At 70.3% G+C, this 15,469-nt stretch carries 13 protein-coding genes; 8 read left to right on the top strand and 5 right to left on the bottom strand.

Annotation, left to right across the window (positions count from 1 at the left end):
- Positions 1-15: 15 nt before the first annotated feature.
- On the bottom strand, positions 16-1,053 hold the full coding sequence (locus ACRYCC_RS30810) for a zinc-binding dehydrogenase (protein WP_433817250.1): 1,038 nt from the start codon (positions 1,051-1,053) through the stop codon (positions 16-18).
- A gap of 978 nt (positions 1,054-2,031) precedes the next feature.
- Between ACRYCC_RS30810 and ACRYCC_RS30805 the strand changes: the two genes are divergently transcribed.
- Positions 2,032-2,298, top strand: coding sequence for a sigma factor (locus ACRYCC_RS30805; protein ID WP_433817576.1), 267 nt, complete (start codon positions 2,032-2,034; stop codon positions 2,296-2,298).
- A 164-nt stretch (positions 2,299-2,462) separates the two neighbouring features.
- On the opposite strand, the gene ACRYCC_RS30800 is transcribed toward ACRYCC_RS30805, so the two are convergent.
- Positions 2,463-5,204: an ATP-binding protein gene (locus ACRYCC_RS30800; protein ID WP_433817249.1), complete on the bottom strand. Its 2,742-nt coding sequence runs from the start codon at positions 5,202-5,204 to the stop codon at positions 2,463-2,465.
- 127 nt (positions 5,205-5,331) lie between these two features.
- On the opposite strand from ACRYCC_RS30800, the gene ACRYCC_RS30795 reads away from it, so the two are divergent.
- Positions 5,332-6,783, top strand: coding sequence for a DHA2 family efflux MFS transporter permease subunit (locus tag ACRYCC_RS30795; protein WP_433817248.1), 1,452 nt, complete (start codon positions 5,332-5,334; stop codon positions 6,781-6,783).
- Between the two features lie 374 nt (positions 6,784-7,157).
- Here ACRYCC_RS30795 and ACRYCC_RS30790 read toward each other — a convergent pair whose 3' ends face one another.
- Entirely contained in the window at positions 7,158-7,763 is a 606-nt protein-coding gene (locus ACRYCC_RS30790) for a QsdR family transcriptional regulator (protein WP_433817247.1), read from the bottom strand.
- 99 nt (positions 7,764-7,862) lie between these two features.
- Between ACRYCC_RS30790 and ACRYCC_RS30785 the strand changes: the two genes are divergently transcribed.
- Genes ACRYCC_RS30785 through ACRYCC_RS30775 form a run of 3 tightly spaced genes read left to right on the top strand, consistent with a single transcriptional unit; the run spans position 7,863 to position 11,519 of the window.
- On the top strand, positions 7,863-9,278 hold the full coding sequence (locus ACRYCC_RS30785; protein ID WP_433817246.1) for a carboxylesterase/lipase family protein: 1,416 nt from the start codon (positions 7,863-7,865) through the stop codon (positions 9,276-9,278).
- Complete coding sequence (locus tag ACRYCC_RS30780) at positions 9,275-10,102, top strand: enoyl-CoA hydratase (protein ID WP_433817245.1); 828 nt, start codon at positions 9,275-9,277, stop codon at positions 10,100-10,102. The genes ACRYCC_RS30785 and ACRYCC_RS30780 overlap by 4 nt, the downstream gene beginning before the upstream one ends.
- Positions 10,095-11,519: an AMP-binding protein gene (locus ACRYCC_RS30775; RefSeq protein ID WP_433817244.1), complete on the top strand. Its 1,425-nt coding sequence runs from the start codon at positions 10,095-10,097 to the stop codon at positions 11,517-11,519. The genes ACRYCC_RS30780 and ACRYCC_RS30775 overlap by 8 nt, the downstream gene beginning before the upstream one ends.
- A gap of 64 nt (positions 11,520-11,583) precedes the next feature.
- Here ACRYCC_RS30775 and ACRYCC_RS30770 read toward each other — a convergent pair whose 3' ends face one another.
- Positions 11,584-11,916, bottom strand: a complete 333-nt coding sequence (locus ACRYCC_RS30770) for an antibiotic biosynthesis monooxygenase family protein (protein ID WP_433817243.1) — start codon at positions 11,914-11,916, stop codon at positions 11,584-11,586.
- A 55-nt stretch (positions 11,917-11,971) separates the two neighbouring features.
- Here ACRYCC_RS30770 and ACRYCC_RS30765 point away from each other — a divergent pair, with 55 nt between their 5' ends.
- Positions 11,972-12,400 carry a MarR family winged helix-turn-helix transcriptional regulator gene (locus tag ACRYCC_RS30765; protein WP_433817242.1) on the top strand — a complete coding sequence of 143 codons (429 nt, stop codon included), beginning with the start codon at positions 11,972-11,974 and terminating at the stop codon, positions 12,398-12,400.
- Between the two features lie 212 nt (positions 12,401-12,612).
- On the opposite strand, the gene ACRYCC_RS30760 is transcribed toward ACRYCC_RS30765, so the two are convergent.
- Positions 12,613-13,848, bottom strand: a complete 1,236-nt coding sequence (locus tag ACRYCC_RS30760) for an epoxide hydrolase family protein (protein ID WP_433817241.1) — start codon at positions 13,846-13,848, stop codon at positions 12,613-12,615.
- Here ACRYCC_RS30760 and ACRYCC_RS30755 point away from each other — a divergent pair.
- Entirely contained in the window at positions 13,847-14,482 is a 636-nt protein-coding gene (locus ACRYCC_RS30755) for a hypothetical protein (RefSeq protein ID WP_433817240.1), read from the top strand. The two genes, ACRYCC_RS30760 and ACRYCC_RS30755, sit on opposite strands and share 2 nt — an antisense overlap.
- A gap of 638 nt (positions 14,483-15,120) precedes the next feature.
- Positions 15,121-15,381 (top strand): hypothetical protein, encoded by a 261-nt coding sequence (locus tag ACRYCC_RS30750; protein ID WP_433817239.1) that lies wholly within the window; start codon positions 15,121-15,123, stop codon positions 15,379-15,381.
- Positions 15,382-15,469 lie beyond the last annotated feature (88 nt).

Below are 15,469 nucleotides of genomic sequence, written 5' to 3'. Positions count from 1 at the left end.
GATGATCAGCTCCCGTCACGGGAAGGTGATCAGCACTTTCACCGTGTCGTCGAGTTTCTTGTCCGAGACCTCGAAGGCGCGCTCCATCTCGTCAAAGCGGAACGTGTGGGTGGTCATGTGCGTGGGATCGAGCCGCTTGCTCTCCAGCATGCGCAGCAGCCGTTCCATGCGCAGCCGGCCGCCCGGGCACAGGCCGGTCGTGATCGTCTTGTCGGCCATCCCGACGCCCCACTCGAGGCGGGGGATGCGCACAAACTCGCCTTCTCCGTAGTAGCCGGTGTTGGACACCGTCCCCCCCGGCTTAGTGATCTTGATGGCGGTCTGGAAGGTGACGTCCGCGCCGAGGGCTTCGATGGCGGTGTCCACGCCCTGCCCCTGGGTCAGGTCGAGGATGCGCTGGACGACGTCCTCGGTGGTGAAATCAACGATCTCGTCGGCGCCGTAGAGGCGGGCGAGCTTTTGCCGGCTGGGCACCGATTCGACCCCGACGACCAGGCCGGCGCCGCGCAGCTTGGCGCCCGCGGTAACCATGAGGCCCACCGGGCCTTGGGCGAGCACGGCGACCGTCCCGCCGATGGGGATGTTGCCGTTCTCCGCGCCCATGAACCCGGTCGAGAGCATGTCGGCGCAATAGACCGCCATCTCGTCGGGAACCCCGTCGGGGATCTTCGCCAGGTTGGCGTCGGCCTCATTCACGTGGAAATACTCGGCGAAGACCCCGTCCTTGGAATTGGCGAACTTGAACCCGCCCAGCGGTCCGCCGGACTGCGACGGGTGCCCGTTCTGGGAGGCGAGATCGCCCCAGTCGGGGGTGATGGCGCCCACCAGGACCCGGTCGCCCGGCCGGAAGGCCTTCACCTCGCCGCCCACCTCGTGCACCACGCCGACGCCCTCGTGGCCGAGCGTGAGGTTCTCTCGCGGCCCGATGCCGCCATTGACGGTGTGGGAGTCCGACGTGCAGATCAGGGCGCTGGTCGTCCGTACGACGGCGTCGAGTGGACCTGGCCGCGGGACGGACTTGTCCATGAAGCCGACTTGTCCGATCTCCTTCATCACGAATGCTTTCAACGTTCCCCCGATTGTTCCCCCGTGTCCTGCGTCGCCGAGAACGCCCCGAACATGCCCAGGTCTACCCTGTCGATCTCGGCGTTTAACCTCGGCCTCTACCCCGTGGACTGTCGCGGACCAGCGCAGCGACGCAGGTACGGCTCGGCGTGGAGCGGGCTGCCGCGGGCCGGCGAACACGCACTCCGAACCGGTCGGCCACCTCCGCATCGGGTACGCCCGCGCCTTCACTGCCCGCCAGTCCTTCGACGCACGGCTCGACGCCCTCGCCGACGCGGACGTCACCCGCGTCTTCGCCGAGAAGCTCTCCACCCGGGCCACACGGACCGGGTATGTGCGTTCGGTAGCGAATCGAACGCAAGATCGCCAGAGCCTTCTACCAACTCCTCGAACCCAACGGGGAGCCACACAGGCCCGTGCTCGACCGGCGCCATGGCAGCGGCAGTATGCCCGCGGAGAAGGCGCGTGTTGCGAAGAAACGCATCGGTATCAGCGGGGCGTCGGCACGCAACTCCCAGCCGACGAATACGAACAGCGCCATCGCGCCGCCGGACAGCGCCGCGAGACCTCGGCGGTGACCCGCCCGGATTCGTTTTCCCTGATCAGACCCCAAACAAGTCCGAACACCGCGGCTAGGCGTCCCGAACGGACTGGTAGGCGAGGAGGACGAGGCCGTCACCGACGGCGCGGGTGCCAAGCAGGCGCATGGGTCTCTGGTCTCGCCAAAGAGGCGTCGAGGACACGACGTACTTGGGCAGGCTTCTCAACCTGTCCGCCCACTCGCCACTCCGGGAAACCCATCCCCGCGCAACGAAGTACTCGTAGGTCCGTCGACCCAGCAACAGCGCCTCGGCGGTAAGGATCTTGGTCCACGCTTCACGTTCCGCCATGGCGGCGTCGAACCAGCCGCCGAACCTGAAGCCAGAGTGGAGTTGGTGAGAGCCGACCTGATCAGCAGGGCGCGGGCTGGGGGACGGCGAGGCGTTCCGAGCGCTGACCGAGCCGCACCGCCACGAGCTACACGTGCACTGCTACCGGATGCTCGGATCGTTCCAGGACGCCGAAGATGCCCTCCAGGAAACCATGTTGGCCGCCTGGCGAGGTCTCGCCGGGTTCGACGGGCGCGCATCGCTCCGCACCTGGCTCTATACCCCCGGTTACGGCGCGGCCGGGGGGTTGCACCGTCGATGTGCACCAGTAGGGCATGGGGTCCTCTCTTCATGTTCGGGGTGAGTCGGTGATACCGGCGCGTACGGCCAGGAACTCGGCGAGCGTTCAGCGTGCTGCTCGTGGGCCGGTGGCGAAGTCCCAGGCCGCGCCCTCGACGGAGAAGCCGACGACTTCAACCGTCGTCACGTCACGTCACGTACGGCGGCGTTCGTTGTCGTCGCGTGGTGTCAGGGACCCGCTGCCGGGTCGTCGAGGGCAAGGGCACCGAGTTCACCTCGGGAGGCGATGCCCAGTTTGGGATAGGCCTTGTAGAGGTGATGGCCGACGGTACGGGGGCTGAGGAAGAGCTGTGCGGCGATGTCCCGATTGGACAGGCCCTGTGCGGCCAGCCGCACGATCTGCAGTTCCTGGGGGGTGAGCCGGGCCAGGATGCCGGGCGCGCGCTGCCTGGGCGTGGTGGTGCCGGTGGCGCCGAGTTCGGTGCGGGCCCGGTCGGCCCATGGGGTGGCGCCGAGGCGTTCGAAGGTCTCCAGCGCGGTACGAAGCGGGGTGCGGGCCTCCGACCTGCGGCGTCCGCGGCGCAGCCACTCCCCGTACAGCAGAGCGGTGCGGGCCTGGTCGAACGGGCGGTTCTCCGGTTCGACCAGGCGTCGTGCGGCCAGGTAGTGCTCTTCGGCGTCGCCGTCGGGAGCCAGCAGCGCCCGGCAGCGGTGCACGGTGGCGTCGATCCAGGGCCGTCCCGCATGGCGTGCCCAGCGCTGGTAGAGCGCGAACGGTTCGAGCGCGGCCTCGGGGCGGCCGGCGCGTACGGCCGCCTCCACCAGATCGGGCGTGCTGCGGGTGGCGTTGATGTGAAAGGACCGCCGTCCCTGCGCGAGCATCTCCAGTCGCGACAGCGCGCTCTCTGCCCTGCCCAGGCCGAGGTCGAGCAGGCCCAGCACCCAGTACGTCCAGGGCGCCCCCCAGGTGGGGGTCCGGACGGACGCGTCTCTGAGAGCCTCTTCGGTCAGCCGGTGACAGGCCTGTTCGTCCCCTGCGACGGCCGCGAGGTAGCCGAGCGTTTCGTTCAACCGGCTGGTCCACTGCTGCTGGGCGGTGTCCCGGGCGATGGTGAGGGCCTCGGCCGCAGTGGCCCGGGCGTCGCCGTGCCGTCCCAGGTACATCTGGGCGGAGGCGAGGTAGAACAGCTGGGTCGGCAGCCGCCCGATACGGCCCTGCAGCCGGCTCTCGGCCGCGAGCGCCGCCGCGAGTTCGCGTGTCATGGCGTCCTGGCCGAGGATCAGGCCGAGCCCGCAGATCAGGACGAGGTCATGCGGCGCGCCCGCGCTGCTCAGCCGCGCGGCGGCGACCGCCTCGTCGGGATGCGCACTGTCGCCGGCCTGCCGGCCGACGATCGGCGAGACGGCGCTGCTCAGCAGCCGGGCCAGCGGCGCAGGCCGCTCCTCCGCGGGAAGACTCAGCGAGCCGAGGCGGTCGACGGCCTCGGCCAGCTCCCGCTCGCCGATGTACCAGCCGACGTGCACCGCCTCGATGAGCATCACCGCCGCACGCCGTGGATCGGTGGCGGCCACGAGTTCGGCTCCGTCCAGGAGCAGCCGATGCGCCGTGCCGCCCGCACCCCGCAGGAACCACGCGGTCGCCCGTACCTGCGTCAGCCTGGCCAGCAGCACCGGGTCGGTGGTATGCCGGGCGGCTCGTTCGGCGAGCTCGCCGGACCGCTGCAGCTGGCCGGACTCGGCGGCGGCCTCAGCCGCCAGGGTCAGCCGCCGCGAGCGCGCGGCGGGATCGGCGGTCAGCCGGGCGGCACGCTCGTGAGCCGCGGCCGCGGCGGCATGCCCGCTGCGCTCACCCGCCCGTATCGCGGTCCGCTCCAGCTCCGCCGCGACCCACTCGTCATGGCCGGTGGTGCCGGCGGCCAGATGCCAGGCGCGGCGGTCGGCGTCCTCCTCCTCATCGAGGGCGGCGGCCAGCGCGCGGTGGACCGCGAGCCGGAGGCCGAGCGGGGAGCTCTGCAGCACCGCCGTCCGGACCAGCGGGTGACGGAACACGACGGTCTGATCGTCCAGTCGGATCAGCCCGGCCCGCTGCGCCGCGTCGAGGTGGTCCAGGGACGCTCCGAAGCTCCGGCCCGCGGTGAGGAGCACGTGGAGTTCACCGGTCTCCTCTGCCGCGGCGACCAGCAGCAGGGTCTGGGTCGCCGCCGGCAACCGCCGGACCTGGCCGGCGAAGGCCTCCCGCATGCGCTCGGTCAGCGGCAGCGCGCCAATGTCGGCGACGCCCGGGACACCGCCCCCGCGCAGCGCCCCGGGCAGTTCGAGCAGGGCGAGCGGATTACCCGCGGCCTGCGCCAGGATCCGCCGGCGGACGTCCGGGCTCAGCTCCCTGCCGTGTTCGGCGAGCAGGGCCCCGGCGGCCGGCGCCTCCAGCCCGTGCAGCCGTAGCTCCGTCAGCCCCGGTGCGGTGAACGCGCCCTCCCCGTCCCGCGCGGCGAACATCACGGTCACGCCCTCGGCGTCCAGCCGGCGGCACGCGAAGATCAAGGCCTCCGCGGAGGCCCGGTCCAGCCAGTGCGCGTCGTCCACCAGGCACAGCAACGGGCCGTCCCCGGCGAGTTCCGACAGCAGGGACAGCACCGCCAGGCCGGCCAGAAAGCGGTCGTCGTCTTCGGCCGGCCCCAGCCCGAGCGCGCCGCGCAGCGCACGCTCCTGTACGGGAGGAAGAGCGCCCAGCCGGTCCAGCACCGGCCGCAGCAGCAGGTGCAGTCCCGCGAACGGCAGCTCCGCCTCCGACTCCACCCCGTTGCCCCGGATCACCCGGAGATCGGCGGCGCCCGCCGCGGCGTGATCGAGCAGGGCCGTCTTGCCGATGCCCGGCTCCCCGCGAACCACCAAGGCTCCGCTGATGCCCACCCGGGCCCGCGCGAGCAGACCGTCGACGACCGACAGCTCGGCCTCCCGCCCCAGCAGCATGTACCGCACGGTACCGATGCCAGACGATCACGACCAACGGAAATACCTATACATGACAGATTCCGCCGTTTCCGGATCTCCGTAGCTTGTTGATCAGCAGAAACGACTCGCCAGGGAGCATCCAGAGATGAGCACCACCCTCAGTCCGGACACCCGCACCACACCGCCACAGGAGGAGTCTGCGGCGAGACCCTCCTGGGGCACGCTGCTGGTCCTGCTGTCCGGCGTCTTCGTCGTCACTCTCGACTTCTTCATCGTCAACGTCGCGATCCCGGCGACCCAGAGCGATCTGCGGGCCGGCCCTTCGCAGATCCAGTTCATCATCGCCGGATACGGGCTGGCGCTGGCCGCCGGCCTGATCACGGCGGGGCGCCTAGGCGACCTGTACGGGCGGCGCAGGCTGTTCGCCCTCGGCATGGGGCTGTTCACGCTCGCCTCGGCCGCATGCGGGGCGGCACCGACCGCCGGATTCCTGGTGGCCGGCCGGGTGGCGCAGGGTGCCGCCGCGGCGCTGCTGACCCCGCAGGTGCTCGCCATCATCAACGCCGTCTACACCGGTGAGCACCGGGCCAGGGCGTTCAACGCCTACGGCCTGGCCATCGGATTCGGCGGCGTCTTCGGGCAGCTCATCGGCGGAGCGCTGATCAAGGTCGATGTCGCCGGGCTGGGCTGGCGCTCGATCTTCCTCATCAACGTCCCCATCGGGATCGCCGCGCTCACGGTCGTCCGCCGGCTGGTGCCCGAGATCCGTTCGGCCGCCGGTGCCCGGCTGGACGTGGCCGGTACCGCGCTGGTCGGCCTGGGCCTGGTCGCCGTCGTGCTGCCACTGGTGCAGGGACAACAGCAGGGCTGGCCGGAGTGGACCTGGCTCTGCCTGGCCGGTGCGCTGCCGCTGCTCGGCGCCTTCGTCCTGCACCAGCGGCGGCTCAGCGCGCGCGGTGGCGCACCGCTGATCGAGCCGTCCCTGTTCAGGGATCGCGCCTTCTCCGCCGGGGCGGTGACCAACCTTGTCTACTTCATGACGATGGCCTCGTTCTTCCTCGTGCTGGCGCTCTATCTCCAGGACGGTCGTGGCCTGTCGGCGCTGCAGTCCGGCCTGATCTTCCTGCCGCTCGGCCTCGGCTACTTCGCGGCCTCCGGGCTGTCCGGCCGGGTCGCCGCCCGGCTCGGCCGGCAGGTCCTGACCGCCGGCGCCCTCACCGTCGCCGCAGGGTACGCGCTACTGGCGGAGACCGCGACCGCCATCGGGACGCACGGCGCCATCGGCTGGATCATTCCTGGACTCCTGGTCTCCGGTGTGGGGATGGGCCTGTTCGTCCCGCCGATGCCGCCCATCGCCATGGGCGGGGTACCGGCCGACCACGCCGCAGCAGCCTCCGGGATCCTGGCCACCTCCCAGCAGGCCGGCGGCGCCGTCGGAGTCGCGCTCATCGGAGTCGTCTTCTACAACGCCCTCGGCGACCATCCGCACACCGGCTCCTTCCCGCACGCCTTCGGCATCGCGCTCGGCGTGCTGGCCGCCCTCGGCGTGGTGGTCTCCGGACTGGTCCAGCTATTGCCCAAGCCGGTGCGGGGCTGAGCGCCACCGCTCACCGCACAGGCATGTCGAGCCTGGAGAACCTGCGGGTTCACCGCGGGCGTGGACGCCGCCTGGTACCGGACGATCTCCTGGTCGGCCGCCCGTTGTGACCCGAGCCCGTGTGGCCCGGCCGGGGACTCCCCGCCGGGCCCCACGGGCTCGGGTGGGCCCTGCGGGTCGGCCCCCACCGGCAGGGCCGGGGCCGCACGGCCGGAGCACCGTCCGGTACGGCAGGCCATGGCAGGTCCTTGCCCCCAGCGAGGTCGAAGAGCTGCCGGGGAGCGGACCCGGCACCGACCCTCCGACGAGGCTCAGCCGATCCTGCGACCCGGTGATCGATCTCCACCGCGGACACCCGATGCACGCCAACGCCGTCAGGGGCAATGCCCGGGCGACGGCAGCAGGGCGGCGAGAACGCGGGCGGCGCGGTCCGGATCGGCGGGTTCGCCGGTGATGGTGGGCAGGTAGTGGAAGGACTCGGTGACGCGCAGGACGGTGTAGGCGAGGTCGTCGAGGGGAATCGTGGTGGCGATGCGCCCCTCTTCCAGGTCCTCGGACAGTTTGTCGCGGAGCAGGTCGAGCAGCCGGGGCTGGAAGCCGTGGGTCTTCAGGGTCAGCAGCCGCATGGCCAGATCGTTCTCCTGTTCCAGGAACCGGCGAGCGCCCGGCTGATCCCAGATGGTGCGGAGCAGGCGAACCATGAGTTCGGGCACCCGCGGGCCGGGTTCGGCGGCCAGACGGTCCCATTCCTGGCGCAGAGTCTGTTCGGTCAGCGACCAGATCACCTCGACCAGCAGCTGATCCCGAGTGCCCACCCAGCGGTACAGGGTGACGCGACTGACCCCGAGGTGGGCGGCCAGCGACTGCAGGTCGACCCGGTTCCCCGCCAGGAAGTCGGCGCGTGCCCGCCGGAAGGCGTCGAGCGCGGTGGGCCGCCGACTCGGCGCGGTCAGCTGACGCTGCAAGGGAGTCTGTTCCACCCACGCAACATATCCGAGCTGGATCCCATCTTGACAACATTGAAGGGGAACATCATTGTTCTGTAACATAAACAATTCATGTTTCACAGGAGAAACTGTATGGCAGAGATGTTGCATGTCACCCAGGGGGTCGTACGCGGCCGGTGCGACGGTGAGATCAGCGCCTACCTGGGCATCCCGTACGCCGCGGCGCCCTTCGGCGCGCACCGGTTCGGGCCGCCCGCCCCTCCGGAGCCCTGGACCGGGGTCCGTGACGCGACCGGCTTCGGACCCACCGCGCCCAAGGACGACTACGTCGAGATGTACGTTCCGCTCTTCCCCGAGGTCGTCATCCCGGGCGAGGAGTGCCTCAACCTCAACGTCTGGACACCCGGCGGGAACGACCGCCCGGTCCTGGTCTGGATCCACGGCGGCGCGTTCACCAACGGGTCGAACTCGCTCGCCGAGTACGACGGGACCGCGTTCGCCCGCGACGGAATCGTCTTCGTCAGCGTCAACTACCGGCTCGGCGCCGAGGGATTCGCCTATCTGGACGGCGCCCCGGCCAACCGCGGGCTGCTCGATCAGCTTGCCGCCCTGCACTGGATCCAGGAGAACATCGAGGCGTTCGGGGGTGACCCCCGCCGGGTGACCATCGCGGGCGAGTCGGCCGGCGCCTGGTGTGTGCAGACGCTGCTGTCCATGCCGCGGGCTAAGGGGCTCTTCCAGCGCGCCATCGCGCAGAGCGGCGGAGCACAGCACTACCTGTCCGCGGAGACCGGCCGGCTGGTCGCCAAGGACCTCGCGGCGCGCCTGGGCACCGACCCGACCCGCGAGGCGTTCGCCGCTCTGCCGCCGGACACGGTGGCGGCGGCCGTACGGGCGGTGATCACCGAGGTGCAGACGGCGCCCGATCCGGACAAGTGGGGCGAGCTGGCGCTCAGTTCGCAGCCGTTCGCCCCGACGGTCGACGGCGAGGTGCTCGGCAACGCGCCGCTGGAGTCCCTCGACCCCGAGGTCCCGCTGCTGACCGGAACCACCGCCGAGGAGGCACGGCTGATCCTGGTCGCCTCCGGTGCACTCGACCTCGTCGACGAGACGGCCCTACGGCAGGCGGTCGCCACGTACCGGAGGAACCGGTCCGATGCCACACCGGGCGATCTGCTCTCGGCGGTGGTCTCCGACTGGTACTTCCGCATCCCGGCGATCCGGGCCGCCGAGGCCAGAGGCCGCGACACCTGGGTCTACCGCTTCGACTGGGCCTCGCCGATCCTCGGCTCGGGCCACGGTGTCGACGTCCCGTTCGCCTTCGACACCCTCGACTCTCCGGGCCTGGAGCCGCGCCTCGGCGCGAACCCGCCGCAGCCGGTCGCGGACACCTTCCACGCGCTCTGGGTCGCGTTCGCCGGCGGCGCCGACCCCGGCTGGCCTCGTTACGACCGAACCCGCCGCACCGTCGGCGTGATCACCGACACCGTCACCCCCGTCGACGACCCGGCCGGAGACGAGCGAGTCCTGTGGGAGGGCCACCGGTGAGCGTCGTGCTGTACGAGACCCCGATACCGAAGGTCGCAAGGATCACCCTGAATCGGCCCGAGCGCCGCAACGCCCAGGACACCGAGCTGCTGTACGCGCTCAACGACGCCTTCGACCGGGCAGCGCACGACGAGGAGATCGCGGTGATCGTGCTCGCCGCCGGCGGCCCGCACTTCTCGGCCGGCCACGACCTGCGCGAAGACGACCCCTACGGTGCGCTGCACGGGTACGACACCGTCGGCACCGGCTGTGGATTCACCCGGGCCGGGGCCGAGGGGTTGATGGCCCGCGAGGAGGAGATCTATCTGGGTTTCTCCGAGCGCTGGCGCAACATCCCCAAGCCGACCATCGCCGAAGTGCACGGCAAGGTCATCTCCGGTGGCCTGATGCTGGTCTGGCCCTGCGATCTGATCATCGCGGCCGAGGACGCGGAGTTCATCGACAACGTGGTCGCGATGGGCGTGAACGCCGTCGAGTTCTTCAACCACCCCTACGAGTTCGGCGTGCGCAAGGCCAAGGAACTGCTGTTCACCTCCGGTGCGCTCAGCGCGCGGGACGCCGAGCGGATCGGCATGGTCAACCGGGTCGTCCCCCTGGACCGGCTCACCGAGGTGACCATGGAGCTGGCGGCCCGTATCGCCGAGCAGCCCGCGTTCGCTCTGAAACTGGCCAAACAGTCGGTCAACGCCGCCCAGGACGCGCAGGGCAGGCCGGACGCGCTGCGGCACGCCTTCGCCCTGCACCAGCTCGCGCACAGCCACAACGCGCAGGTCCATGGCCAGGTCGTCGAGCCGGCGTTCATGAAGCGGTTCACCCGTGGCTGACAAGGTGCCGCTCGGGCAGATTCTCAGCGATCTGGCCCAGGCCGCTCCGCAGCAGCCCATGGTGACCTGCGCAGAAGAGACCGTGACCAGGGCGGAGCTGGAGTCCCGGGCCAACCGGCTGGCCCGGACATACCGGCGCCAGGGCGTCGGGGAGGGCGACTTCGTCACCGTCGCCCTGCCCAACGGCATCGGCTTCTACACGGTGATGTTCGCATTGTGGAAGCTCGGCGCGGTGCCTCAGCCTATCTCCGCGCGGCTGCCCGAGCGGGAGCGCGCGGCCATCGTCGCCCTGGCCGCCCCCCGTCTAGTCGTCACCGAGGAGGTCGCCGATCCGGATCTGGACGACGGTTACCTCGAACCGCGGGTGGGGCCGTCGTGGAAGGCGCCGACGTCCGGGGGCAGCACCGGGCGCTCCAAGCTGATCGTGTCCGGTCAGCCGGGCGAGATCGATCCGGCGGCGAGCGGGACGCTGCTCGGCCAGCGTGACGGCGGTGTCCAGCTGGTGCCCGGCCCGCTGTACCACAACGCGCCGTTCAACTTCTCGATGTACGGACTGTTCATGGGCCAGCACCTGGTCGTCCTGCCCAGATTCGATCCGGTCGCGGTACTCGAGGCCATCCGGCGGCACCGGGTGGACTGGGTGAGCTTCGTACCCACCATGATGCTGCGGGTGCTGCGCGAGCTGGAACGCGGCGGCGGCGCCTGGGATCTGAGCCCGCTGGAACAGGTATGGCACGGTGCCGCACCCTGTCCTGCCTGGCTCAAGCGGGCCTGGTTCGGCCTGGTCGGGCCGGAGAACGTCTATGAGATGTACGGCGGGACCGAGGGCCAGATGATGACCCTGATCAACGGCGTCGAATGGCTAGCGCATCCCGGCTCGGTCGGCCGGCCGCTCTGGGGCCAGGTCAAGATCTTTTCGCCGGCTCTGGCCGAGGTACCGGTCGGTGAGCTCGGGGAGATCTTCATGCGACCTGATCCCGGTGCTCCGCCGACGTACCGCTATGTCGGCGCGGAGCCGCGGACCGCCGGCGACTGGGAGTCGCTGGGCGACCTCGGCCGGGTGGACGCCGACGGTTACCTCTACCTCAGCGACCGGCGCACCGACCTCATCCTCACCGGCGGGGCGAACGTGTACCCCGCCGAGGTCGAGGCGGCCCTCACCGAGCATCCGGCCGTCCTGAGCTGCGTCGTCGTCGGGCTGCCGGACGAGGATCTCGGCCAGCGGGTACACGCCCTCATCCAGCCGGACGGCGAGCTCACCGAGCCGGAGCTCAGGGCCTTCCTGTCCGGACGCCTTGTCCGCTACAAGATCCCCCGGACGTTTCGGTTCACCGACCGACCGCTCCGCGACGACGCAGGGAAGGTGCGACGGAGCGAGGTGCGCGACACGGAGGCCCGGATCGCCTTCAGCGGATGAAGGGCATCCGCCGAAGCCGGAGAACGGGTGGTCGGGCACCCGTGGGTTCGGACCCGTGAGGCGGTCAGGAGTGGTGCACTGATTCGACGGCGTACAGGTGCGGGTCGAATTGGTCGGCGATGGCGGCGGCCTGGCGCATGTGCACCTGGGCGGCCGGGGTCTCGAGCATGGCGCGGAAGGCGTCCGCGGTCTCCCACTGGGCGTAGTTGACCACCCGGGTACCGTCGTCGCTGGCGTGGATGTTGGCGGCGACGAATCCGGGCAGGTGCAGCATCACCTCCTCGGTGGCGATGACCAGTAGGTCGACGAGTTCGCGCTGGCGGGCCGGCTGCACGGTGAAGACGTTGATCAAAGTTGCGACCGGGGCGCCGGCGGCGATCGTGGTGGTCGGGGGCATGACTCCTCCTCATGTCAGGTTCCTTACATGTCGTATTCTGTGTAAGGTTCCTGTCATGAGTCAAGGGGATGTCCGCCAGCGCGTCGGCTACCTGCTCAAGCAGGTGCAACAGTCATTCCGCCGGTCGTGTGAGGACCCGCTGCGAGAACTGGGCCTGTCCATGTCCCAGTACGCGGTGCTGCGGGCACTTGCCGACGCCCCCGGTGCCCCGGCCGCGGAACTCGCCCGCCGCACCTTCGTCACCCGGCAGTCCCTGCGGGACGTGCTCGCCGGTCTCAACAAGGCCGGACTGACCTCCGTCGCCACCCAGCCGACCGCCGGCCGGGCCCTGCCGGTCACCCTCACCGACGCCGGCCGCTCCCTGCTCGGCCAAGCCGACGACATCGTCCTCGACGTGGAGGAACGCATGCTCACCGGCCTTCCCCCCGATGACGTGCGACAGCTCGCCGCCCTGCTCACCGCCTGCACGCGGAATCTGGCGTAGGGCCGGCACCGGCACGGCGCGTATCCGCGACTCCTGGGCGGGCCCGGACCGGGTACGGCCCTGGCCGGGCCGGAGCCATGACCGACCTGGGGCGCCTGCTGTACCAGCCGACCGGTCGAAAAAGCCGAAACACTGGTCGACACTGGTCACACGCCAGCCTCTACGGGACCATCGAGATCGACATGGACCGCCACCTGAGCCCACGGGGTCGCTCAGAGCCTGCGTCCGTGGAAGGTGCGGCGCAGGTCGCTCACCCAGGCGCCGGGGTTCTCCCAGGGGATGAAGTGGCCGCCGTGGTCGTGCGCGTTGACGTTGACGTGGTTGAACCAATCGGCCTGCGGGCCGGCCTTGAACGCCCGGACTCGCTCGTCGGCGGTGTGGATGCCGGGCGGGTTCTCGTAGGTGACGAAGGTGAGCCCGACCGGGGCCTGTACGACCGGGGTGCGGCCGTGGGCTGGGACCCAGGGGTAGCGGTTGGCGTTGGCGTAGTAACGCATCGACGTAGAGATGGAGTTGTTCACCCAGTAGATCGTGGCGTGGGTGAGCAGGTCGTCCTTTGTGAAGACGGACTCGACGTCGCCGCCGTTGTCGCTCCAGGCGTTCCAGCGCTCCAGCAGCCAGGCGAGCAGTCCGGCGGGCGAGTCGCTCAGCCCGTGGGCCAGGGTGGCACCGTCGAGCATGTGCACGGCGAGGTGGGACGCCGAGCGGTGGTCCAGCTCGATGATGCGAGCGCGGACGTCGGCGGGCTGGTCGTCGGTGAGGGGCCGATTCCGGGCGAAGTCCCAGGCGCGGGGGCCGGTGAAGAAGTCGAGCGGCAGCCCGGAGCCGATGTGGATGCCGTACAGCTCGTCGGCGTACTTGTGGCCGAGCTGGCTGGAGACGATCCCGCCGATGTCGCAGCCCCCGGCGGCGTACTTCTCGTATCCCAGGGTCTCGGTCATCAGGGTGTGCCAGAGGTCGGAGACCTTCCAGAAGTTGACGTCCGAAAAGCCGGTGAGCGGGCCGGGGAAACCGAAGCCGGGCAGGGACGGCACGATGACGTCGAACGCGTCGGCGGGGTCACCGCCGAACGCGGCCGGGTCGGCGAGCGGGTCGATCACCTTCGACCAGTGCCAGAACGTCCACGGCCACCCATGGGTGAGGATCAACGGGATAGGGCGAGGGCCGCGGCCGCGCTTACGCATGAAGTGCACCGGGACACCGGCGACACTCACCTGGTAGTGCTCATAGGCGTTGATGGCGGCCTCGGCCTCGCGCCAGTCGTAGCCGTCCCGCCAGTAGGCGACCAGCTCACGGAGATAGCTGTCCGGGACGCCGTAGGACCAGTCCCCATTCCCCTCGTCCAGCGGCGCCCGGGTCAGTGAGAGACGGACGCGCAGGTCATCGAGGGCCTCGTCGGACACATGGATCGTGGTGGGCTCCAGGGGGAAGGTGTGCGGGGAGGTCATGGCGTCGTTCCTTACTGGGTGGGGGAAGCGTGTCGTCGGCCTGTTGGGTGGTCGGGCTGCAAGCCGGGCCGATTTCAAGGAGTGCGGGCAGCGACGCGGCGAGTGCCTGCCGATGGTGCGGGTCGAGTCGGCCGGCCAGGGCGGCCAGACGACTGATGCGCTCCTTTCGCCGCGACGCCCACCTTGCCCAACCGGCACCGTGATCACTGTGGACGGCGCCGCCCGGACCGTCACCCGCACACTCGCCGGCCTGCCGTCGCCTCGGCGAAATGCATCCCCGGCTGCCGATGTTCGCGCGCTTCCTCATTATGGTGCCAGTGGCCGTCGCGCTACTGATCTTCTTGGTGATGCCCGCGCTGACGAAGCTGTTCAGGTCATGGCCCACGCGATGACCGCTCATCTGCTCCGCACCGGCTCCACCGGTGGGCACAGCACCCACGACCGCGCGGTGCCGCTCGGTCAGGCTCACGCTGGCCTACGCCTCGCTCGTAAGTTGGCGCGGGTTGCCGCACGCTGGGCGGTAGTGCCGCAATTACGGGAGGCGCCGGTGTCTTTCGAGCGTACGTGGGTGGGGTTGGATGTGCATGCCCGGTCGGTGGTGGTCGGGGTGATCGATGACCTCACCGGGAAGTGACTCATCTGCGGGTCGCGCCGCAGACCGAGCGGGTGGTGGCGTGGGTGGGGTCGTTGCCCGGGCCGGTCACGGTCGCTTATGAGGCGGGTCCGACGGGGTTTGCCCTGGCCAGAGCGCTGCGGGCGGCGGGGGTGCGCTGTGAGGTGGTGGCGCCGTCGAAGATGGAGCGGCCTCCGATGCCCGCTCCATGCTGGGCACGATCCTGGGCGATGCCAAGGACCGCGGGCTGGTCTCCGTCAATGCCGCCGAGAAACGCAAAGGCCGCGGCCGCCGGCGAGCCCACGCTCACCGGTGCCCGGAGAAGGCCTGGGCGACTCCCGTGCAGGTGCTGCACCTCGCCGAACGATGCGGACTCCTGTCAGGCCAGGAGGACGACTTCATCATGGTCATCCTCACCGCCTACACCGGGATGCGATGGGGCGAGGTCATGGGCCTGGAGCGGCCGTTCTGCCGGCTCGGGGCAGATCCAGATCGACTGGCAACTCCGCGAGTTCGCCGGCCGGCTGGAGAAGTCGCCACCCAAGGACGAGTCCTACCGGGCCGTCGACCTGCCACCCTTCCTCGCCGGACTGGTCTCACGGCAGGTCAAGCGCGCTGGGCGGTGAACCTGCGGGGACCTGGACCCGGCGTGCGGGGGTATGGGCCAGTTCCTGTTCCTCGGCCCCGACTCCGGGCACCACCGGCGCAGCAACTACTCACGGCGGATCTTCCACCCGGCGACCCACGGCCGTTTCCCGCAGCAGAGCAGGCGACCGGACCGGCCCGTCCTGGTGGACCTGACGCAGTGGCCGGGAACACCGCTACCACCCTGGCCGGCCGCCGAACCCGGCAAACCGTTCAGCCCACCCCACCTCCGTGGACGCAACGCCGCGTGGGAGCGGTTCTCAGGCGAGGACTGATCGAGCTGACAATCACCACACCACCACCTTCACCCAAGGCGTCACCTCACCCACCGCCGGGACCTTCGGCCGCGCCATAAAGGCAGCC

Source organism: Actinomadura scrupuli, from assembly GCF_050971785.1.
Classification (GTDB): domain Bacteria; phylum Actinomycetota; class Actinomycetes; order Streptosporangiales; family Streptosporangiaceae; genus Actinomadura_E; species Actinomadura_E scrupuli.
The sequence above is the reverse complement of the archived record's forward strand: the minus strand, read 5'-3'. Positions and strand labels throughout refer to the sequence as shown.

Coding starts and splice junctions, on each gene's coding strand:
- ACRYCC_RS30770 (WP_433817243.1), bottom strand. CDS start 11,916: ATGCCCCCGACCACCACGATCGCCGCCGGCGCCCCGGTCGCAACTTTG.
- ACRYCC_RS30765 (WP_433817242.1), top strand. CDS start 11,972: ATGAGTCAAGGGGATGTCCGCCAGCGCGTCGGCTACCTGCTCAAGCAG.
- ACRYCC_RS30755 (WP_433817240.1), top strand. CDS start 13,847: ATGGCGTCGTTCCTTACTGGGTGGGGGAAGCGTGTCGTCGGCCTGTTG.
- ACRYCC_RS30800 (WP_433817249.1), bottom strand. CDS start 5,204: ATGCTGCTGGGGCGGGAGGCCGAGCTGTCGGTCGTCGACGGTCTGCTC.
- ACRYCC_RS30750 (WP_433817239.1), top strand. CDS start 15,121: ATGGGCCAGTTCCTGTTCCTCGGCCCCGACTCCGGGCACCACCGGCGC.
- ACRYCC_RS30795 (WP_433817248.1), top strand. CDS start 5,332: ATGAGCACCACCCTCAGTCCGGACACCCGCACCACACCGCCACAGGAG.
- ACRYCC_RS30760 (WP_433817241.1), bottom strand. CDS start 13,848: ATGACCTCCCCGCACACCTTCCCCCTGGAGCCCACCACGATCCATGTG.
- ACRYCC_RS30785 (WP_433817246.1), top strand. CDS start 7,863: ATGGCAGAGATGTTGCATGTCACCCAGGGGGTCGTACGCGGCCGGTGC.
- ACRYCC_RS30810 (WP_433817250.1), bottom strand. CDS start 1,053: ATGAAGGAGATCGGACAAGTCGGCTTCATGGACAAGTCCGTCCCGCGG.